General features: G+C 71.2%; 9 protein-coding genes. All 9 read right to left on the reverse strand.

Translation table 11 applies throughout. The features are described from left to right. Positions 1-6: 6 nt before the first annotated feature. A complete protein-coding gene (gene malQ / locus BUB97_RS17055) occupies positions 7-2055 on the reverse strand; it encodes a 4-alpha-glucanotransferase (RefSeq protein ID WP_073136925.1) in 2049 nt (682 codons plus the stop codon). After that, positions 2055-3809 (reverse strand): malto-oligosyltrehalose trehalohydrolase, encoded by a 1755-nt coding sequence (gene treZ / locus BUB97_RS17060; protein ID WP_073136927.1) that lies wholly within the window; start codon positions 3807-3809, stop codon positions 2055-2057. Before treZ ends, malQ begins: the two co-directional genes overlap by 1 nt. Continuing rightward, entirely contained in the window at positions 3806-5932 is a 2127-nt protein-coding gene (gene glgX / locus BUB97_RS17065) for a glycogen debranching protein GlgX (RefSeq protein ID WP_073136929.1), read from the reverse strand. The genes treZ and glgX overlap by 4 nt, the downstream gene beginning before the upstream one ends. Positions 5933-5948: 16 nt before the next feature. Beyond that, positions 5949-8084 (reverse strand): 1,4-alpha-glucan branching protein GlgB, encoded by a 2136-nt coding sequence (gene glgB, locus BUB97_RS17070; protein ID WP_073136931.1) that lies wholly within the window; start codon positions 8082-8084, stop codon positions 5949-5951. Beyond that, positions 8081-11353 (reverse strand): maltose alpha-D-glucosyltransferase, encoded by a 3273-nt coding sequence (treS, locus tag BUB97_RS17075; RefSeq protein ID WP_073136933.1) that lies wholly within the window; start codon positions 11351-11353, stop codon positions 8081-8083. Before treS ends, glgB begins: the two co-directional genes overlap by 4 nt. Before the next feature lie 13 nt (positions 11354-11366). Further along, positions 11367-14627, reverse strand: a complete 3261-nt coding sequence (locus BUB97_RS17080) for an alpha-1,4-glucan--maltose-1-phosphate maltosyltransferase (protein WP_073136935.1) — start codon at positions 14625-14627, stop codon at positions 11367-11369. Between the two features lie 151 nt (positions 14628-14778). Next, positions 14779-17904 carry a PAS domain-containing protein gene (locus BUB97_RS17085; protein ID WP_073136937.1) on the reverse strand — a complete coding sequence of 1042 codons (3126 nt, stop codon included), beginning with the start codon at positions 17902-17904 and terminating at the stop codon, positions 14779-14781. A 78-nt stretch (positions 17905-17982) separates the two neighbouring features. Next, entirely contained in the window at positions 17983-19455 is a 1473-nt protein-coding gene (locus tag BUB97_RS17090) for a Ppx/GppA family phosphatase (protein WP_073136999.1), read from the reverse strand. 53 nt (positions 19456-19508) lie between these two features. After that, complete coding sequence (locus BUB97_RS17095; RefSeq protein ID WP_277614038.1) at positions 19509-21893, reverse strand: RNA degradosome polyphosphate kinase; 2385 nt, start codon at positions 21891-21893, stop codon at positions 19509-19511. Positions 21894-21898: the final 5 nt, after the last annotated feature.

Consider the following 21898-nt stretch of genomic DNA (forward strand, 5'->3'; position numbering starts at 1 on the left):
GGACCATCAACTGGGTGTCTGGCTTCGTGCCCTGGCGAAAGCGTCCAGCCGGGCGGCGGTTTCCGGCTGGTCGAGCATCGTCGCGGCTTCCCCGGGCAGCCGGCGCCGCCAGTTTGGATGGCCCTCGGTGGTGCCGGGCAGGTTCGGCGCCTCCTCCAGCGCCAGCGCGTCCTCCATCGGCAGCAGCGCCAGCGCGCAGGCAGCGGAGGCCACGTGGCGGGCAGCGGCGGTCGCGACCTTCGCCCCCTCCTCCTCGCCCGGCATGTCGCCCTCGGCTACGCCGTTCTCGCGCATGGCCTGCCAGAGGCGGGTCCGGTCCAGCTGCCGTTCCTGGCGCTGCTCGCTCCCGTCATTCCCCTCGCCCAGCAGGCCGAGCCGCGCGCGCCATTCGATGTCGCGCCCCTTCCACCAGCCCGCCACCGTAGGAAGGTCATGCGTGGTGGTCACGGCCACCGCGCCGGGCGACCACTGGGAGGGCGGCGTGAAGCGGTGGTCCCGGCCCTGCTCGAAATAGAGGACGCGCAGGCCCATCAGCCCCGTCTCATCCAGCTTCTCGCGGAAGCCTTCCGGCAGCGTGCCGAGATCCTCGCCAACCACGATCGCGCCGTTGCGGCGGGACTCCAGCGCGACGAGGCGCAGCATGTCCATGACGGGGAAGTGGAGATAGGCGCCCTGGTCCGCATCCTGCCCGTTGGGCACGAGCCAGAGCCGCGCCAGGCCCATCGCATGGTCGATCCGCACGCCGCCGCCATGGCGCATCGCGGCGCGCAGCATCTCGAGGAAGGCCGTGTAGCCGCCATCGCGCAGGCCACGCGGGGAGAAGGCGGCGATGCCCCAGGACTGGCCGAGGGGCGAGAAGATGTCGGGCGGCGCGCCCACGCCGACGCCGGACAGGATCTGCCCCTGGCGCGACCAGCCATGGCTGCCGCCGGCATCGGTGCCCACCGCGAGATCGGCGATAAGGCCGATCCTTGCGCCGGCCCCGCGGAAGGCGGCCTGCGCCTCGCCGAGGCCGCGATCGGCGATCCATTGGAGGAAGGCGTGGAAGGACACCTCGCGCTCATGCTCCCGGGCGAAGCGGGCGACGCCGGGCGCGTCGGGGCGGCGATACTCCGCCGGCCAGTCCTTCCAGTGCCAGAGCGAGGGATCGCGGCCATAGAGATGGCCGTGCAGCGCCTCGAACCGCGCATGGCTTTCCAGCGCCTCGCCGCCTTCCTCGCGGAAGCGGTCGAAGGCGGGGTCGCCGGAGAAGCGGTCGAAGATGGAGCGGAAGAGGCGCAGGCGCAGGCGGGCGGCGGCGGGCCACTCCACCAGCTCCAGCGCTTCCAGCCGCGCGAACTCACCGGCCAGGCCGGTCTCGGCCAGGGCCGCCCGCAGCGTCTCCTCGCCCATCGCGGCGGGGTCGGCGTGCAGCACGTTCAGAAAGAGGCGCGAGGAGGGCGCATAGGGCGAGAAGCGCTCGGGATCGGCGGAGAACTGCGCATGGACCGGCGAGATGGCGATGGCATCCGCGCCACGCCGTGCCGCCGAGACCGCGAGCTGCGCCAGGCCGGTGAAGTCGCCGATGCCGCCATCGCCCCGCCGATGCGGCGAGTAGAGCTGCGCCGCCAGGCCCCAGGGCCGCGTGCCGGGCTCAATCCCGTGGCAGCGCTGCGGGCAGACGGCGAGGATCGTCTCCTGCCCGCCGATCTCCAGCCGGTGGTAGCCGGCTTCGTCCACCGGCGGCAGCGTGCAGAGCCCGTCCTGCTGCCGGGCCCGCCCTTCCCGACGCGCGCCGCTTTCCAGACGAAGGCGGAATTCCGGTTCGCCGGGCAGGCCGAGCAGCACGGGGCGGTGCTGCAGGGCGGTGCAGAGCGGCGGCAGGGCACGCGCCTCCGCGCGAAGGGTCTCGCGGCTCTCGCGGATTTCGGCCTCGCTGCCCGCCGGCAGTTCCAGAGCGGCGAGAATGGCGCGCATCGCCTCGGGGCCGACGCTATGGTCGCGGTTGTTCACGTCGCGCCATTCCACCGCGATCCCGGCGGCCTGGGCGAGTTCGCGAAGCTCCTGTTCACTCATCAGGCAGGGTCCAGCAGGGCGATGGTGGTGTGCGGGGGCAAGGTGCCGGCCGCGAGCGAGGCGGCATGCCCAGGCGCGCTCTCAAACAGGATCCGGGCACCCTGCGCCTTAACCTGCGCTGAATCGCCGCCGAAATTCGTGGCGATGGTCAGCCGCGTGCCATCCCCCATGCGCCAGCGCGCCAGGACCGCGGCGGGCCCGACCGGCTCCGCGCCTTCCGCCGTCGCGCCCTTGAGGCGCGGGATGATCTCGGCATGGCGAATCGCCAGCAGCGCCTTGTGATGCGCGAGAATGGCATCGTGCGGCGGCCGCTGCGCCTCCGTGAAATCGGGCCGCGAGCGCTCGAAGGTGGCGGGGTCGTTCGGATCGGGGATGCGCGCGCGCGCCGCCTCGTCCTGGAAGGCGCTGAAATGCGCGAACTCCTTGCGGCGCCCTTCGCGAACGGCCTTGGCCAGCTCAGGGTCCTTGAAGCCGGTGAAGAAGAGGAAGGGTGCGGTGGCGCCCCATTCCTCGCCCATGAACAGCATCGGGATCTGCGGGCAGAGGAGCAGCAGGGCAGTGGCGGCGCGCAGGGACGGCGCGGGGGCCAGGACCTCCAGCCTTTCGCCCATGGCGCGGTTGCCGACCTGGTCGTGGTTCTGCAGGAAGAGCACGAAGGCGGTGGGCGGCAGATGGGCGGAGGGCTCGCCGCGCGGACGATGCAGATGCGGCATCTCCTCGCCCTGGAACAGGAACCCCTCGCCCAGGACGCGCGCGAGCTTCTTCGCCCCGTCATCGGCGAAGTCCTCGTAATAGCCCTCGCGCTCGCCGGTCAGCAGCGGGTGCAGCGTGTTGTGGCCGTCGTCGTTCCACTGCGCGTCGTACAGGCCGGGGGCGAGCTTGGAGGCGGTGTTGCCCTCGTTCTCCAGCACCAGATGCACCTCGCGCCCCGTCACCTCGGCGCGGAGGCGGCGGGCCAGCACATCCAGCCAGGGCTGGTCGGCGATGGCATGCACGGCGTCCAGCCGCAGCCCGTCGACATGATAGTCGCGCAGCCACATCAGCGCGCATTCCTCGAAATAGGCGCGCACCTCCGGCTTCGCGAAGTCGATCGCGGCACCCCAGGGCGTGTGGATGCCCTCGTCGAAGAAGGGCTTGGCATAGGCGTGCAGATAGGCGCCGTCCGGCCCGAAATGGTTGAAGACGCAGTCGACAAAGACCGAGAGGCCGAGGCCATGCGCCGCGTCCACCAGCGCCTTCAGCTCCTCCGGCGTGCCGTAGCTCGGGTCGGGGGCGAAGGGCTGCACGCCGTCATAGCCCCAGTTGCGGCCACCGGGGAAAGCGGCCAGCGGCATCAGCTCCACGGCGTTGACGCCGAGTTCCTTCAGGCGCGGCAGCAGTGCCTGCACGCCGGCATAGCCGCCCAGCGTGCCGACATGCAGCTCGTAGAGCACCGTCTCGTGCCAGGGGCGGCCGCGCCATGCGGCATCCCGCCAGGCATAGGCGCCGTGATCCACCAGCACGGAGGCGCCGTGCACGTCCTCGGCCTGGGCGCGGGAGGCAGGGTCCGGCACGAGGAGATCCGGGGCGGTGCGGAAGCGGTAGCGCGCGCCGGGGCGCGCCGGCGCGTCCACCGCGTACCAGCCGCCACCGCGGGCCTCCATCGGCAGGGGATCCATCCCCTCGACTTCCAGCAGGACGGTCTCCGCGGAGGGTGCCCACAGGCGGAAGGTCGCGCCCCGCTCATGCAGCAGCGGACCCCATAGGGTGGTCATTCCGTACTCGCTCCCTCTCGCGCCAGGCGGCTCCAGAGGAGAACGACCGAACGGGCCCCGACGGCTATCACCGTCTCGCTTTTTTCAAGCGGCCGTTCCTCGGCCTCCGGATGGGCGCTGTCCAGCACGAGAATCCAGTTCTGCACCGTGGTGGGCAGGGTGAAGGGCTGAGGGGCGCTGTCGGCGTTCACCATCAGCAGCACGGTGTCCACCGTGTCGTCCGGCGCGCTGTCGGCGCGTAGCATGGCGAAGGTCTTGGAGATCGGGTCGCGCCAGGCCTCGGGCGAGATGGGCTGGCCGTCCTGGCCGAACCACTGGGTGTCGTGCAGCCCCGGCACCGGCTCCGACTGGCCATGCGGAAAGCGCGGGGGGCGCAGCGGCGCGAAGCGGTGGCGCAACTGCGCCAGCCGGCCGGTGAAGCGGATGAGCGCCTGCGCCTCCTCCGTCCCGCCGCGCTGCCAATCGACCCAGGAGATCTCGTTGTCCTGACAATAGGCGTTGTTGTTGCCCTTCTGCGTCCGGCCCATCTCGTCCCCGGCCAGCAGCATGGGCGTGCCGGCGGAGAAGAAGACGGTCGCCAGCATGGCGCGCTTCAGCCGGCTGCGGGTCTCGAGGATGGCGGGGTCGTCCGTTTCCCCCTCCTCGCCCCAGTTGTGGCTGTAGTTCTCGCCATGGCCGTCGCGATTGTCCTCGCCATTTAGCTCGTTGTGGCGGTGGTCGTAGGAGACGATGTCCTCCAGCGGGAAGCCGTCATGGCTGGCGATGTAGTTGACGCTGGCCCAGGGCTGGCGGCGCCGGCGGTCGAACAGCTCGGCGGAGCCGGTGAGCCGCGCGGCGATGTCGGCACGCATGCCTTCGTCGCCCTTCCAGAAGCGGCGCACGCCGTCACGGAACTTGTCGTTCCATTCGGCGAAGCCGGGCGGATGGTTGCCGAGCTGATATCCGCCCGGGCCGATATCCCAGGGTTCGGAAATCAGCTTGCTGCGCGACAGCACGGGGTCCTGCCGCAGCGCGTCGAAGAAGCCCGACCCCGGATCGAAGCCCGTCGCCTCCCGGCCGAGGACGCTGCCCAGGTCGAAGCGGAACCCATCCACATGGAAGGTCTCCACCCAGTAGCGCAGGCTGTCCATGACCATCTGGATGACCCGCGGATGCGACATGTTCACCGTATTGCCGGTGCCGGTGTCGTTGATGCAATGACGTGGGTTATCCGGCAGCAAACGATAGTAGGAGGCGTGGTCCAGCCCGCGCCAGGAGAGGGTGGGCCCCATCTCCGAACCCTCGCAGGTGTGGTTGTAGACCACGTCGAGGATCACCTCGATCCCGGCCTCGTGCAGGCGCCGCACCGCCGCGCGCAACTCGTTCAGCTGCCCCGTCGCGAGATAGGCGGGCTCGGGCGCGAAGAAGGAGAGGGTGGAGTAGCCCCAGAAGTTGGTCAGCCCCTTCTCCACGAGGAAGCGGTCCTGCAGGAAGGCGTGCACCGGCAGCAGCTCCACCGCCGTCACGCCGATCCTCTGCAGGTGGTTGATCACAGCCGGGTGGCCCAGCGCCTGGAAGCTGCCCCGGATGGGTCCGGGCACCTCCTCATGAAGCTGCGTCAGGCCCTTCAGATGCGCCTCGTAGATGATGGTGTCGCACCACGGGTTCTCCAGCGGGCGGTCGCGCCCCCATTCGAAGGCCCGGTCATCCACCACCACCCCCTTGGGCATGGCCGCGGCGCTGTCGCGCCGGTCCATGGTCAGGTCCCCGCGCGAGCCGCCGACACGGTAGCCGAACAGCGCGTCCGACCAGGTGACATTGCCCACCAGCTGCTTCGCATAGGGGTCCAGCAGCAGCTTGGTCGGGTTGAAGCGGTGCCCCTTCCCCGGCTCATAGGGGCCATGGGCACGATAGCCGTAGACGGTGCCCGGCCCGACATCCGGCAGGTAGCCGTGCCAGACCTCGTCCGTGCATTCCGGCAGATCGTAGCGCGCGATCTCCCGCCGGCCGCTCGCGTTGAACAGACACAGCTCGATCCTCTCTGCATGGGCGGAGAAGACCGCGAAGTTCACCCCCAACCCGTCCCATGTGGCGCCCAGCGGATAGGGTTTCCCGGTTTCGAGGCGGGAGGGCGCTGTCGGCATGGGGACGGGAAATCCTTCAGGGCGTGAAGATGAGCGTGGCCAGCGGCGGCAGCATCAGGTTCAGCGAAGCCGGCTGGCCGTGGGACGGTTCCTCCCTGGCCTGCGCGCCTCCCGCATTCCCGATGCCGGAACCACCATAGACGGCAGCGTCGGTATTGAGGACTTCCTTCCACCAGCCGCCCCAGGGCACCCCGATCCGGTAGTCGTAGCGGGGCACCGGAGTGAGGTTGCAGACGACGAGGGCGGGCCGGCCATCCGCCCCGAAACGCAGGAAGGCATAAACGCTGTTGGCCGCGTCATCCCCCACCACCCAGGCAAAGCCCGAGGGGTCGGCGTCCTTCTCATGCAGCGCCGGCACCTCGCGATAGGCCTTGTTCAGGTCCCGCACCAGGGCCTGCATGCCGCGGTGGCGCGGCTGGTCCAGCAGGTGCCAGGGAAGCTGGGCGTCGTGGTTCCACTCCGTCGGCTGCGCGAGTTCGATGCCCATGAAGAGCAGCTTCTTGCCCGGATGCGTCCACATGAAGCCGAGATAGGCGCGCAGATTGGCGTGCTTCTGCCAGTCGTCCCCCGGCATCTTCCGCAGCAGCGAGCCCTTCCCGTGCACCACCTCGTCATGGGAAAGCGGCAGCATGAACTTCTCGGAAAAGGCATAGACCAGGCCGAAGGTCATCTGCCCATGGTGCCAGCGGCGGTTGACTGGGTCCTCCTGCATGTAGTGCAGGGAGTCGTGCATCCAGCCCATGTTCCACTTGTAGTGGAAGCCGAGGCCGCCTTCGCTGACCGGGGCGGAGACGCCGGGCCAGGCCGTGCTTTCCTCGGCCACCATGATGGCGCCGGGGCAGCGCTCCCGCACCACCTCGTTCAGCTCCTTGATGAAGCCCACGGCCTCGAGGTTCTCGCGCCCGCCATACTGGTTCGGGATCCACTCGCCCGCGTTGCGGGAGTAGTCGCGGTAGAGCATGGAGGCGACCGCATCCACGCGCAGCCCGTCCACGTGGTAGTGCTCGAGCCAGTGCAGCGCGGAGGCGATGAGGAAGCCGCGCACCTCGTTCCGCCCGAAATTGTAGATGAGCGTGTTCCAGTCCTTGTGGAACCCCTCGCGCGGATCGGCATGCTCATACAGCGCCGTGCCGTCGAACTGGCCGAGCCCGTGCGGGTCGGACGGGAAATGGGCGGGCACCCAGTCCAGGATCACGCCGATCCCCGCCTCGTGACAACGGTCCACGAAGCGGGAGAAGCCTTCCGGCGTGCCGAAGCGGGCGGTGGGCGCGAAAAGGCCGAGCGGCTGGTAGCCCCAGGAGCCGCCGAAGGGATGCTCCATGATCGGCAGAAGCTCCACATGCGTGAAGCCCATGCCGACGACATAAGGAATCAGCCGCGCCGCCACTCCGTCCCAATCCGGCGCGGCGCCGTTCTCGGCGTGCCACCAGGAGGTCGGATGCACCTCGTAGATGGAGATCGGCGCCTCGACCGCCTGCAGCCCGGCGCGACGCGACATCCAGCTCGCGTCGTTCCAGGGATGCGCCGCCGGCTTTGTCACGATCGAGGCCGTTCCCGGCGCCAGCTCCGCCTGGCCAGCCACGGGGTCCGCCTTCAGGGGCAGCACGCCCCCATGCGCGCCGAGGATCTCGTACTTGTAGTGCTCGCCCGGGCCGAGGCGCGGGAGAAACAGCTCCCAAATGCCCGAGGCGCCGCGCAGCCGCATCGGATGGCGGCGGCCATCCCAGGCATTGAAGCCGCCGACGACGGAAACGCGCCGCGCATTCGGCGCCCAAACGGCGAAGCGCACGCCGGGCACGCCATCCACCTCCATGGCCTGGGCGCCGAAGACCTGGCCCATCTCGCGGTGCCGGCCCTCGCCGAAGAGGTAGATGTCCATGTCCCCGAGCAGCAGACCGAAGGAATAGGGATCCTCCGTCTCCTGCACGCCGCCGGGCCAGGTGATGCGAAGCGTGTAGGGCGTGGTGACCTCGCCCTCCCACATGCCGTGGTCATGCACCTGCCGGAGCGCGACCGGCGCCCCGCCACGGGGCACCGCCTCCACGCTCAGCGCGCCCGGCAGGAAGCTGCGGACCACGCCATCATGCGGCCCGAGCACCGCGAAGGGGTCGCCATGGCGCCCCTCGACAATGGCTTGGATGGCGTCGTTCATGCGGTCACCAGTCGGTCGGCCAGCGCGGCAAGGCCGCGCAGCGGGATGGGGAGCCAGGCGGGACGGTTGGCCGCCTCGTAGCGCACCTCGTAGGAGGCCTTTTCCAGCAGGAAGAGGTCGAGCAGCGCGTCGCGCGTCTCCTCCGGCGCCCACTGGTTCGGGGAGGCCTCCTCCGCCTCTCGATAGGCCGCCATGAAGGCCTCACCGGCCTCGGCGCGAAAGCGGGACAGCAGCGCGTCCCGGCGTTCCGCCGGGGCGGTGCTCAGCGCGCCGGCCGCGGCGGCGGCAGCGTAGTCCAGGCTGCGCAGCAGGCCGGCCACGTCGCGCAGCGGGCTGCCCTTGGCGCGGCGCTCCTCCAGTGTGCGCGCGGGCTCGCCCTCGAAGTCCACGATCACGGCATCGCCCTGCGCCACCAGCACCTGGCCCAGATGGAAGTCGCCATGCACGCGCGTCATCAGCGCGCCATCGGCGGACTGCGCCAGGCGGCGGGCGGCCTGCTTGATCGCCTCGCGGCGGGCCAGCAGCCCGTCCGCCAGGGTCTTCTCCTCGCCCTCCAGCTCCGCCTTCGCCAGCAGGTCCAGCGCGGGGTCGAGCTGCGCGATGGCGCCCTCGGCCCAGGCGGTGCGGGAGGCCTCTCCCGCGACTTCCGGCGTGAAGGCCGGATCGTCGCTCGGGCGTGCGAGCACGGCGTGCAACTCGCCCAGGCGGCGCCCGAGAGCAGCGATGAAGGAGAGATAGCCGGCCAGCGAATCGCCGTGCTCGTCATCTGTCTGGTCGGCCGCGCGGGCCAGCCAGTCCAGCGTCCAGCCCCAGCCATCGCCCTGGTTGCGGACGAAGCCCTGCAGCAGCATCAGCGTCACCGGCACGCCATCAGGCCCGTTCCGCACCACCTCGCCGCGCAGCGGCGCGATGTTGGCGTAGCCCGCATCGGTCAGGTGCCGGGTCATCTCCGCTTCGGGATGGACGCCCCGCACCAGCTTGCGGAGAATCTTGAGCACCACCTCCTCCCCCACGATCAGGGAGGAGTTGGACTGCTCGCCCGGCAGGCGGCGCACCGCGGGTTCGTCGCCGAGCTCCAGTGCGGCCATCCGCTCGCCGCCCACGAAGACCACGGGCCCGTCCTCGGTCTCGGCCACCGCGCCCTCGCGCAGCGCCTTCAGCACGCGATGCACGAAGTGGTCGGAGGCGAAGGCATCGGTGAGGTAGCCCACCTGGCGACCCTGCCGCACGCGCGAGAGGGCGAGCTGATAAGCCAGCGGCCCCGTGCTCTCATCCTCGCCCATGGCGGCCATCGGCACGCAGTAGCGCTCGGTCCGGCCGGGAAGCTTCACCTCCACCTCCGCCAGCAGCGTGTACTGGCCGCCAGGGATGGGAGCGATGGCGCGGAGGCTGACACCTTCCAGCCGCTCGTCCTTCGAGGCGAACCAGCGTCGCTTGGGCAGCCAGGCCGGCAGCACCTCGCGCTCGAACTCGGCACGCTGGGCCGGGCCGAAGGCCGTGGCGGTGGTCGGGAAGACGATGGTGCGGAGGTCGGGCAAGGGTTCGGGTGCCTTCACATGCCAGGGCGGCAGCGCCTGCTCGGTTGCGAGGACGAACCAGTAGAACCCATAGGGCGGGAGCGTGAGCAAGTAGGTTAATTGCCCGATGGCCGGGAAGGCCGTGCCGCCCAGCATTTCCACCGGCACGCGGCCCGCGAGGTCCGAGAGGTCCAGCTCCACCGCCTGGGCGGAGCGCGAAAGGTTGAAGACGCAGAGGATGGCCTCGCCATCCAGCGCGCGCAGATAGGCCAGCACCTTGCGGTTGCCAGGGTAGAGCAGCCGCATGGAGCCGCGGCCGAAGGCCTGGCTGCGCTTGCGCGTGGCCAGCATGCGCCGCATCCAGTTCAGCAGGCTGTGCGCGTCGCGCGCCTGGGCCTCCACATTCACGGCCTGGAAGCCGTAGAGCGGGTCCTGGATAGCGGGCAGGACGAGGCCCGCGGGGTCGGCCTTGGAGAAGCCGCCGTTGCGGTCGGGCGACCACTGCATCGGGGTCCGCACCCCGTCGCGGTCGCCGAGATAGATGTTGTCGCCCATGCCGATCTCGTCGCCGTAATAGATCACGGGCGTGCCGGGCATGGACATCAGCAGCCCGTTCATCAGCTCGATGCGCCGGCGGTCGCGCTCCAGCAGCGGGGCGAGGCGGCGGCGGATGCCGAGGTTGATGCGGGCGCGGCGGTCGGCCGCATAGGTGTTCCAGAGATAGTCCCGCTCCTTGTCGGTCACCATCTCCAGCGTCAGCTCGTCATGGTTGCGCAGGAAGATCGCCCACTGGCATCCCTCCGGGATGTCGGGCGTCTGGCGCAGGATGTCGGTGATGGGGAAGCGGTCTTCCTGCGCGATGGCCATGTACATGCGCGGCATCAGCGGGAAGTGGAACGCCATGTGGCATTCGTCGCCCCCGCCGAAATACTGCTGCGTGTCCTCGGGCCACATGTTCGCCTCGGCCAGCAGCATCTTGCCGGCGCCCGCATAGCCCCGCTCCAGCTCGGCGCGGATGCGCTTCAGCACATCATGCGTCTCGGGCAGGTTCTCGTTGTTGGTGCCGTCGCGCTCGATCAGGTACGGCACGGCGTCCAGGCGCAGCCCGTCCACCCCCGCATCCAGCCAGAAGCGCATGACGTTCAGCACGCGGTCCACCACCTCCGGATTATCGAAGTTCAGGTCCGGCTGGTGGGAGAAGAAGCGGTGCCAGAAATACTGCCCGGCCACCGGATCCCAGGTCCAGTTGGACTTCTCCGTATCCAGGAAGATGATGCGCGTGCCCTGGTAGATCTGGTCCGTGTCGGACCAGACATAGATGTTGCGCTCGGGCGAGCCCTTCGGCGCGTTCCGCGCGGCCTGGAACCAGGGATGCTCGGAGCTGGTGTGGTTGATCACGAGCTCCGTGATCACGCGCAGCCCGCGCCGATGCGCCTCCTCGATGAAGCGCTTCGCATCCTCGGTCGTGCCGTAGTCCGGATGCACGCCGGTGTATTCGGAGATGTCGTAGCCGTCGTCGCGCCGGGGGCTGGGATAGAAGGGCAGCAGCCACAGCGTGTCGACGCCCAGCTCCGCGATGTAGTCCAGCTTCGCCATCAGCCCGGGGAAGTCACCCACCCCGTCGTCATTGGCATCGAAGAAGGACTTCACATGCAGCTGGTAGATCACCGCGTCCCGGTACCATTGCGGGTCGCGCGGGTCCGGCTGGTGGTTCAGAAGGGTGTCGCTCTTGGGCTGGACGTCGTCGGGCATCGTTCGTCTCGTTTCAGGCGCCGAAGGGGCGCACACGCCAGATGGCGAAGGGCAGGTCGGCGGGGTCGAGGCGCATGTGTTGCGTCTTGCCATGCCAGGCGAAACGCTGGCCGCGCATCAGGTCCTCCGCCTCCAGACCGGCATGGTCCGGCAGGCCCCAGCGCCAGAGCGGCAGTTCGAAGCCGGCTTCCTGCACCTGGTATGGGTCCATGCTCACGGCAACCAGGACAACATTCGAGCGGTCCTCATTGGCCTTCTCGTAATACAGGATGTTGTCGTTCCAGGCGGGCAGGAAGGTCACGCCGAGATGAGTCTGCAGCGCAGGATTGGCGCGGCGGATCATGTTCAGCCGGGTCACCTCGTCGACGATGTCCCCGGGGCGGCGATCGGGCCAGGCGCGGATCTGGTACTTCTCGCTGTCCAGATACTCCTCCTTGCCCGGCAGCGGCGTCGCCTCGCAGAGCTCGAAGCCCTGATACACGCCCCAGAGGCCGGAGAGGGTGGCCGCCAGCGCGGCACGGGTCAGGTGCATCGGCCGGCCGCCGGTCTGCAGGTGGCGCGGGTTGATGTCCGGCGTGTTGACGAAGAAATGCGGGCGGAAGAACTCGCGCGGCGCCGTGGTGGACAGCTCGGTCAGGTATTCCGCCATCTCCGCCTTGGTCTCGCGCCAGGTGAAGTAGGTGTAGGACTGGCTGAAGCCGCTCTTGGCCAGCCGGTACATCACCTTCGGCCGGGTGAAGGCCTCGGAGAGGAAGAGCACCTCCGGATTCTCGGCGCGGATCTCGCCGATCATCCACTCCCAGAAGGGCAGCGGCTTGGTGTGGGGGTTGTCCACCCGGAAGGTCTTCACCCCCTGCTCCACCCAGAACTTCACGGACTGGTACAGCGCCACCCAGAGCGAGGGCTTGGCGCCCTCGGCGTAGAAGTCGACGTTGACGATGTCCTCGTACTTCTTGGGCGGGTTCTCGGCGTATTTGATGGTGCCGTCAGGACGCCAGTCGAACCACTCCGGATGCTCGCGCAGCCAGGGATGGTCCGGGGAGCACTGGATGGCGAAGTCGAGCGCCAGCTCCAGCCCATGGGCGTGCGCGGCCGCGGCCAGCCGGCGGAAGTCGTCCATCGTGCCCAGCGCGGGGTGCAGCGCGTCATGGCCACCCTCCTCCGAGCCGATGGCATAGGGGCTGCCCACGTCATCGGGCCCGGGTGTTAGGGTGTTGTTCCGCCCCTTGCGGTTCTTCCGCCCGATCGGGTGGACGGGCGGGAAGTAGAGCACGTCGAAACCCATCGCCTTCACGCGCGGCAGCTGGGCGATGACGTCATCCAGCGTGCCATGCCGACTCTCGTCGCCGGACTGGCTGCGGGGGAAGATCTCGTACCAGCTCGCGAAGCGTGCTGCGATCCGCTCCGCTTCGATGCCACCCGGTGGGTTCTGCCGCACGCGGTGCGGGCGGTTGTCGGCCAGCGCCATCAGCCGCGCCGTCTCGGGGGCGAGCAGCGCGGTCAGCCGCTCGGCCTCCTCGGCCGTCTCCAGCATCTTCGCCAGGGCCAGCAGGCCGCGCCGCGCGGCGCCAGGGCGGGCCGCGGCCTTCACCACATACCGCCGCCCCTCCTCCAGCTCCAGGGTCACGTTCAGGCCGGCCGCGTGCTTCTTCGACAGCTCGTCGCGATAGCCGGCGAAGACATCCAGCCAGGCCTCCACGGCGAAGAGATGGCGGCCCATGCGCTCCAGCGGGAAGCTCGCTGTCCAGCGGTCGTTGCCGAGAGGCGCCATCCGCACCTCGCGCCAGTTCTTCTCGTCCACCGGGCGCCAGAGCAGCGCGACGCCGAAGGTGGCATGGGTGTCGGCCACGATGTCGGCCTCCACCGTCACCACTTCGCCAACGATGCGCTTGGCGGGGAAGCGCCCGCCCTCCACCAGAGGCGTCACCGCCTCGATCCCGATGCGCGGGATCAGCAGGCCCTGTTCCGGCGGCATGCGCATGGCCGCCGGGCGGATGACAGGGTTCGGGCGTCCGGCTTCCAGAACCCGCACCTCGCCGGGGGAGAGAAGGATCGGCTCGCCCGGGACGAAGGCCTGGCTGCCATCGGCACCGAGGAAGGGTGCGGGACCGCCACCGATGGTCGGCAGCACCACCTCGGGCGCCAGGCTGGCAGAGGCGCGGCGGTCGGGATTGGCGATCACCAGCGTTGCGCTCTCGGCCACCCGCGGGTCGGCCGAGGCGCGCAGCACGGCGAGCACTGGCGCCCCGGGCCCACTCAGGGGCCGCATGTCCAGCCCCGTCAGCGGGGCGAGCCGCGCCACCAGGGCATTGGCGTCGCGGATCTCGTCCGAGAGGTCGTAGGGGGCATTCTCCCGCATCCAGCTCCAGTCGCCGGGCCGGTCTTGCGCCGGGTCTGAAGGGCGGCGGGCACCGTATTCGAAGCCCTGGGGCACCAGCATCGCGTCGCATAGCGTGGCAGCCAGGTGGAGCGTGAGGCTGGCCGCCCGCGCGCGTGCCGCCTCGTCGCCCTCATCCATCGCCGCGCGGGGGCCGAAGGGGGCTTCGGGAAAGCCGACCAGGGGGGCGCCAAGAGCCTGTCGCTCCTCCATGAACCAGGGATCGCGCCCATTCCACCAGGCCAGGGAGGAAGCAAGCCAATGGAAGCCCGCGCCTCGAAGCGCGGCGGCCTCATGCCAGGGCATGCCCACGCTCCAGGCCAGGAAACCCGCCCCGGGCACGGCGCCGGTCAGCCTTCCCCAGGCGGATGAGGGGACGTCACCTGGCTCCAGCGAACGGAAGCCCGAGACCCCGGCCGCCGCCCAGTCCCGCAACCGCGCCTCCCAGAAGCCGAGCGGTCCTTCGGCCGAAAGATCCAGCCGCGCCAGTCCCAGCGGGACCAGGCCGCCACGCGGGTCCGGCAAGGCGGCTTCGGGCCGCAGGAACCAATCGGGCCGCGAGGCCGGGAGCGAACCCTCCACGGCGACATGCCGCGGCGCAAGGTCGAGCCAGAGCTCCAGCCCGGCCGCGCGGCAGGCGGCCGCGATGGAGGCGATGGCGGCCGTGCCGTCCGTCCCGCTCTCCAGCATCGGATGCGGCCGGTCATGATCCGCCACCTCCAGGAGATGGCCGGAGCGCCCGGGCGACAGCGGCGGCGGCATGCACACCCCGCGGAAGCCGAGCGCGGCGATCCGTTCCAGTTCCGCTCCCCATCCCGTGAGCGGGCCGAGGAGCAGGGGGTTCAGGTGATAAAGGGCGATGGGACGCATCGGCGAGGAACGGTGGTCGACGGTCATGGTTCCCGGCTCCGGCTTCGTCGATCTGATCCCAAGGGGATCGCAGCCCCGGCGCGCCGGGGAAAGCTTGACGCGATGCAACAACCTGTGAGCCGGGACGTGGCGGCATGACGTTTCCGGGACACCGGTCCGGATTGCGGTCTGAGGCCCCTCAGCCGCCGGCAGCCAGCTCCTCCGTGCCTTCCGGCCCCTTCACCCCCGCCATCGCCGCGGCGAGAGCCTCTCGCCCGAAGGGCTTGTCCAGCCGGGGCAGGTCGAGGACCTCGCCCGCGGGAAGGTCGGCATAGCCGGAGGCGAGGATCACCGGCAGGCCGGGGTAGAGGGAGCGGATCCGCGCCGCCAGCTCCGCGCCGGTCATCCCGGGCATCGCATGGTCGGTCAACACCAAGTCGGGCAGCGGCCCCGCGCGGAGCGCCGCGAGGGCGGAGGCGGCCGAATCCGCCTCCCGCGCGCGGTGGCCGAGATCGGCCAGCAGGGCCGCGCTGCTGGCCAGCACCAGCGGGTCGTCATCCACCACCAGCACGTCCAGCGGCCGCGCGGGGATCGCCCTGACGGGAGCCGGAGCCTCCACCGGAGCGGCGTCCTCGCCCGGCTCGGCGCGAGGCAGCCAGATCTCGGCCGTCGTGCCCTGCCCCGGGGCGCTGATCAGCCGCAGCGCGCCACCGGATTGGGCGCAGAGCCCATGCACCATCGAAAGGCCGAGGCCGGTGCCGCGCCCCACGCCCTTGGTGGTGAAGAAGGGCTCGGTGGCCCGGGCGAGGGTCTCGGCATCCATGCCGGCCCCCTGATCCGTCACGGTAATGACCAGGCAGTCGCCGACGGGCGGCGGGTCGCCCGCGCCGGCCTCCCCGTCCCGAGGGCCGGCCGGCGCGTTGCGCGCGCCGATGCGCACGCTGCCATGCGGGAACAGCTCGGGCGGCATCGCGTCGCGCGCGTTGACGCAGAGGTTCAGCAGGGCGAGTTCCAGCTGGTTCGGGTCGGCCTGGGCCCGCCACAGCCCCTCGGGCAGATTGGTCTCCAGCGGTGTGGCCGGGCCGAGGCTGCGTGCCAGGATGTCGCGCATCGAACCGATGAGCGCCCCGGTATCCACCGCCGCCATCCGCAGCTCCTGCCGCCGCGCGAAGGCGAGCATCCGGCGGGTCAGCGCGGCGCCGCGTTCCGCCGCGCCGGCAATGCCCTCCAGCAGGCGGCGCGCGCCGGGGTCCTCGGCCAGCACGGCACGCTTGCCCAGCAGCGCGGCGCCGGAGGCGACGACCTGCAGCAGGTTGTTGAAGTCATGCGCCACCCCGCCGGTGAGCTGGCCGAGTGCCTCCATCTTGCGGGCCTGGGCGAGCTGGACCTGGGCGGCCTCCGCCGCGTCCACGGCCTCCGCCACGCGCGCTTCCAGCATCGCCTGCGCGGCGCGGCGCTCCGTCACATCGGCATAGACCCCGACGAAGCGCCCGGTGCCGGGCAGGGCCCGGCCGTTGATGGCGATCCAGCGGTCTCCCCGCGCGGTGCGGAGCCGATGCTCCAACGTGACCGTCGCGCCCTCCGCCACGGCGCGCTTCCAGGCCTCGGGCGTGATGGGGTGGTCGTCGGGATGCATGGCGGCCTTCCAGACATCCAGGTCGCTGCGCCGGTCCTCCGGCACGGGAAGGCCGAGAAGGGTGAAATGGCCGGGGGAGAAGACGCCCTGCCGCGTGCGGAGGTCCAGGTCGAAGGCGATCAGCCCACCCGATTCCAGCGCCAGGCGCAGCCGCTCCTCCGCCGCCGCCAGGGCGGATTGGTGCTCCGCCAGCCGCGCCTCCGTGCGGCGCAGGGCGGAGATGTCCACATGCACGCCCAGCAGCCGAAGGGCGCGGCCGGCGGTGTCGCGCTCGATCTCGGCCAGGGCGGAAATCCAGCGCGTCTCCCCCGCCGGCGTGACCACCCGGTATTCGGAGACATAGTCGGTGCCGCTTCCCTCGACCGAGGCGGCGAAATGGGTGGCGACGCGGGCGCGGTCCTCCGGATGGATGCGGCGCACCCACTCCTCATGCGGCTCCTCCGCCGCCTCGGGCCCCAGCCCGTGCAGCGCCAGGTATTCGGGCGAGCGATGGTTGTGGAAGCCCGGCACCCCCGCCGCGTCGTAACGGACCACGATCTCGAAGCCGCCCACCCGCGCGAGGCGCTGGGTGCGGGCCAGCTGGGCCTCGCGCTCGCGCAGCGCCGCGTCCCGCGCGGCCAGGGCATCGGCGGCGCGCGACAGGGCGGCGCCGACGGAATCCACCTCCGGCAGCGCGGTCCGCACCGGCGGCACCGGCTCGCCCCGGCCGAGCGCCGCCGCAGCGGCCGACAGCGCCCGGGTGGCGCGCGCGATCCGCGCGCCGGCCCAGAGCGCGAGGCCCAGCGCGCAGGCCAGCAGCGCCAGCCCCACCCCCGCCAGAGCCCAGACCGCCTGGCGCACCGGCGCATCCACCACCTCCGCCCTCAGCCCGACGCCGACGGACCAGCCGACCGCCGTCGGCGCATGGGCGAGCACCGCGGGCGAGCCGTCATAGCTATGCCCGCGCACCACGCCGTGCTCCATGTCCTGGAACCGGGGGCCGGCGTCACGCCCCGCCATCCGGTCATGGTCGATATTGCGGGCGACGATCCGGTTGCCCCGGTCCACGACCACCACGGTCCAGCCGGGCTCCGGCACCTCCTGGCGGAGCCGCTCCGCCAGGCGCGTGGCGACGAAGCCGGCCGAGAGCAGGTAGCGCCGGCCGCCGCTGTCCCGCACCGGCAGGACCACGCCGTAGACCGGCGCGCGGGTGGCGGCGCCGTCGAACAGGTCCACCACCTGCGGGCCGGGTTCGGCATTGTCGCCCCGCACCGCCCAATCGGGCCGGGCGGGAATGTCCGTGATGGGCTGGCCAGGGGGTCGCGCGCTGTGGAGGACGGGCCGCCCCTCCGCATCCCGCAAGGTCAGGTTGCCCTTCAGCTCCCTCGACATGGTGACGAGTTGCCGGTGCAGGCTTTCCAGATCGTTGGACTGGAAGGACCGCGTGGCCGCGACCGCCCGGAGGGTGGAGGTGAGGGCGGCGAACTCCGTATCCACCATGCGGGCGAGCGCCTCGGCCCGGGTCTGGACCGTCTGCTCCACCAGGTCGCGCTGCGCCTCGGCGAAGCGCCAGAGAACCAGCCCCGCGAAGCCGAGGACCGGCAGCACGCCGGCCAGCACGAGCAGCAGCAGGCGCGCGCGGATGCCCGGGCCGGGCCATCTCCCTTGCCTCGGGCCTTGCGTCTCCGTATGGGCGGGCCCGTCTGGCATCCGTAACAAGCTGCACCGCTCCCCGGCTGGGCGCCAGCACCCCTCGCGGGGTGTAGCTGGGCTGCGCCCTCCGCGGCCTCAGGCGCGCGGCGCGACCTCCACCGCCGCTTCCAGGCCCATGGCCGCGGCCAGGCTGTCCACCCGGCGCTGCACGCTTTCCCCGGCGAAGACGCCGCTGCCCTCCACCAGCCGCAGGACCAGCCTCCCGCCGCGGGGGATCAGCGCGGTGCCGGCCAGCAGCGCCGGCGTGCCGCCCGACAGCGTATAGGCCAGGCGCAGCGCCGCCCCGATCCGCTCCGCACGCTGCTGCGCGGCCGCGCCGAGCAGCCGCCGCGCGGGTTCCAGCAGCGCCGCATCCCCCGCGTCGTAGCGGAGCGCCGTGGCCAGGGCGAGGAAGGCGCGGGCATGGTGGTCCAGCCCCACGCCGGGCTGGCGCAGCACGCGCAGGAAGGCCTGCTCGGCGCGGTAATCCGGATGGTCGTGGCTGCCCGTATCCGAAAGCTGGCAGGCGGCGTGGCGCAGCGCGGATTCGGCGGGGGATTCGCCGGGAAAGAGCGGCGCGGTCCAGGCGGCGAGGGCGTGCGCCATCGCGGGGTCGCGGCCGAAGCGCGCCGACAGATCGGCGCCCGCCGCCAGCAGCGGGTCCTGCGCGCGCACGGAATCGGGCAGGAGCCGGGAGTACCAGCCCTCCCGCAAGCCGTTGGCCGAGAAGACCACGCGCCGCGCGCCCGAGCGGCGCAGCACGCGGCGCAGCACCACGGCGGCGAAGGGCAGGTCCGCCGCGCGCTTGGCCGGCGCGCCGGGCAGGCGGCTGGAGCGTTCCCCCGCCGCGATCACGGCGGCGCAGAGGTCGCGCGCCTCCTCCCGCCGCAGCACGTAATGGTGGACGATGGAAAGCGGATAGCCGGTCTGCGTGATGTGCACCTTGGCCAGGGCGCGCCAGGCGCCGCCGACGAGGTAGAGGTCCCTGCCCTGCCCGCGATCGAGCCAGGGCACGCCGGACAGGACCTCCTCCGCCAGGGCGCGCGCGCGGGTTGGGTCGCCCCCCGCGCGCTCAGCCAGGCGGATGACGCCGAGCGGAAGGCTGACGGAGGCGGTCGGCCGGCCATTGGCGAGGTCCACCAGCTCCAGGCTGCCGCCGCCGATATCGCCCAGGATGCCATCGGCCCCCGGCACGCCCAGCAGCACGCCGTCGGCGGACATCGCCGCCTCCTCCTCTCCGGTCAGGATGCGCAGCGGCACGCCGGGCATGCGCGCGCGCAGCGCCTCCGCGAAGGCGGGACCATTGGCCGCGTCGCGCATGGCCGCCGTGGCCAGCACCTCCAGCGGGTCGGCATGCATGGCGCGCGCGATGGCGAGGTAGCGGCCCATGATGGTCAGCGCGCCCTCCACCGCAGCGGCGTTCAGCCGCCCGGTGGATTGCAGGCCGCGCCCGAGGCCCAGCACCGCCTTCTCGTTGAAGATGGTGACGGGGTTGCGCCCGCGCCCCTCGAAGATGACGAGGCGGACGGAGTTGGACCCGAGATCGACCACCCCGGAACGCGCCAGCATGGCCTCGCCCGTCACGGGCGGGGGGAGATGTCCTTCGGGAAGGTCCAAGCGTCTCAGTCCTGTGCCACGCGGTCCGGCCGGCGCCGCGCGGGGGCGCGGCTGCGCGGGGCGCGATGCAGGGCGCTGCCCCGGCCGGAGAGGGAGGGGTTGGTCATGAAATACTCATGGGCCGAGAGAGGTTGCGCCCCCGGCTCCACGCGGCGGTAGTTACCGTCGGGGTAGAGTTCCCAGGACTGGTCGCGGTCCTTGAGGTTCACGACCATGATCTGGTCCAGCACCTGGGCGTGAACCGTGGCGTTCTCCACCGGCACCATGGTCTCCACGCGCCAGTCCATGTTGCGCGCCATCCAGTCCGCGCTGCTGATGAAGACGCGGGCGCGGCGGCTGGGCAGGCGGTGGCCATTGGCGAAGACGCAGATGCGCGAATGCTCGAGGAAGCGCCCGACGATGGACTTCACCCGGATGTTGTCCGAAAGCCCCTTCACCCCCGGGCGCAGGCAGCAGATGCCGCGCACGATGCAGTCGATCTTCACCCCCACGCGGCTGGCCCGGTAGAGCGCGTCGATCAGCCCCTCGTCCACCAGCGAGTTGAGCTTCAGCCAGATCCCGGCCGGGCGCCCCTCCCGCGCATTCACGATCTCCTGCTCGATCAGCCCCATCAGCGTGGGGCGGAGGGTGAGCGGGGCGAAGGCGAGGCTCTCCATCTTCTCCGGCCGCGCATAGCCGGTCATGTAGTTGAACAGCCGCGCCGCATCGCGCGTCAGCCCGGGATCGGCGGTGAAGAAGGAGAGGTCCGTGTAGATACGCGCGGTGACGGGGTGGTAGTTGCCCGTGCCGAAATGCGCGTAGGAGCGCAGCGCGCCGCTCTCGCGCCGGACCACGAGGCTGACCTTCGCGTGGGTCTTGAGGTCCACGAAGCCGTAGACGACCTGCACCCCCGCCGCTTCCAGCTCCCGCGCCAGGGCGATGTTGCGCTCCTCGTCGAAGCGCGCCTTCAGCTCCACCATGGCGGTGACGGACTTGCCGGCCTCCGAGGCCTCGATCAGCGCGCGGGCGATGGGGCTGTCGCGGCTGGTGCGATACAGCGTCTGCTTGATCGCGACCACCGCCGGGTCCCGCGCCGCCTGGCGCAGGAACTGCACCACCACGTCGAAGGATTCGTAGGGGTGGTGGACGACAATGTCCTTCGCGCGGATCGCCGCGAAGCAATCCCCGCCGAAATCGAGGATGCGCTCGGGGAAGCGCGGCGTGTAGGGCTTGAAGAGAAGGTCCGGCCGGTCGTCCAGGATGAGCTGGGTGAGGTCCGACAGGCCGAGCAGCCCGTCGAGGGCGAAGATCTCCGCCCGCGGCGCGTCCAGCTCCTCCGCCACCAGGTCCACCATGTCCGCCGGCGTGTCGGAGGTGACGGAAAGGCGGATGGCGCGCCCGCGGCGGCGGCGCTTCAGCGCCGTCTCATAGGAGCGGACGAGGTCCTCCGCCTCCTCCTCGAACTCCACATCCGTGTCGCGGATCAGGCGGAACAGCCCGCGCTCCGCGAGGATGAAGCCAGGGAAGACGCGGCGGAGGTTGAGGAGGATCACCTCCTCCAGCAGCACGAAGCGCGCGGCCTCGCGCGGGCCGCCGCTGCCGGGCAGGCGGATGAAGCGCTCCAGCTGCGGCGGCAGGGGCAGGATGGCGCGCATGGTCCCGCCATCCTCCTCCCGCACCAGCTTCATGATGAGGCAGAGGGCGAGGTTGGCGAGGAAGGGGAAGGGATGCGCCGGGTCGATCGCCAGCGGCGTCAGCACCGGGAAGATCCGGTCCATGAACCAGGCGGAGAGCCATTCCCGGTCGGCCTCGGACAGCTCCGAGGGGTCGCTCACCCGGATCCCGGCCTCGGCCAGCTGGCCGCGCAGGTCTAGCCAGCCCTGCTGCTGGCGCGCCAGCAGGCGTCCGGCGCGGTCATGGATGGCGGAAAGCTGCTGGGCGGGGGTGAGGCCATCCGGCGAGAGCGCGCCGACAGCCGCCCTCTCCTGCCCCATCAGCCCGGCGACCCGGACCGAGTAGAACTCGTCCAGGTTCGAGGAGGAGATAGCCACGAAGCGCAGCCGCTCCAGCAGCGGATGGGCCGGATTGGCCGCTTCCTCCAGCACCCGCTCGTTGAAGGCGAGCCAGGAGAGCTCCCGGTTGATGAAGCGGGACGTGTCGCTCATCAGCGCGTCCGGCACCTGCGCCTCGGCCGGCTCGGGCTCCCCCGCCGGGGCGGGCGCGGGAAGCGGCGCCGCCACGGGGGCGCGCTGGGGGGCGGAAGCGGCGCGGGCGGGCCGCCCCTCCCCGCGAGCGGTGCGCGTGGCGGGGCGCGGGGCCTCATCCCTGGGGTTGTCACCCCTGGGGTTCTCCCCCTTGAGGTTCTCGGGCTTTCCCGCTTCGGCTTTCGGGGCGTCGGTGTTGGCGTCCATGGGGC

Source organism: Muricoccus roseus (assembly GCF_900141905.1).
In the GTDB taxonomy this organism is placed as follows: domain Bacteria; phylum Pseudomonadota; class Alphaproteobacteria; order Acetobacterales; family Acetobacteraceae; genus Roseomonas; species Roseomonas rosea.

Coding starts and splice junctions, on each gene's coding strand:
- malQ (WP_073136925.1), bottom strand. CDS start 2,055: ATGAGTGAACAGGAGCTTCGCGAACTCGCCCAGGCCGCCGGGATCGCG.
- treZ (WP_073136927.1), bottom strand. CDS start 3,809: ATGACCACCCTATGGGGTCCGCTGCTGCATGAGCGGGGCGCGACCTTC.
- glgX (WP_073136929.1), bottom strand. CDS start 5,932: ATGCCGACAGCGCCCTCCCGCCTCGAAACCGGGAAACCCTATCCGCTG.
- glgB (WP_073136931.1), bottom strand. CDS start 8,084: ATGAACGACGCCATCCAAGCCATTGTCGAGGGGCGCCATGGCGACCCC.
- treS (WP_073136933.1), bottom strand. CDS start 11,353: ATGCCCGACGACGTCCAGCCCAAGAGCGACACCCTTCTGAACCACCAG.
- BUB97_RS17080 (WP_073136935.1), bottom strand. CDS start 14,627: ATGACCGTCGACCACCGTTCCTCGCCGATGCGTCCCATCGCCCTTTAT.
- BUB97_RS17085 (WP_073136937.1), bottom strand. CDS start 17,904: ATGCCAGACGGGCCCGCCCATACGGAGACGCAAGGCCCGAGGCAAGGG.
- BUB97_RS17090 (WP_073136999.1), bottom strand. CDS start 19,455: ATGCTGGCGCGTTCCGGGGTGGTCGATCTCGGGTCCAACTCCGTCCGC.
- BUB97_RS17095 (WP_277614038.1), bottom strand. CDS start 21,893: ATGGACGCCAACACCGACGCCCCGAAAGCCGAAGCGGGAAAGCCCGAG.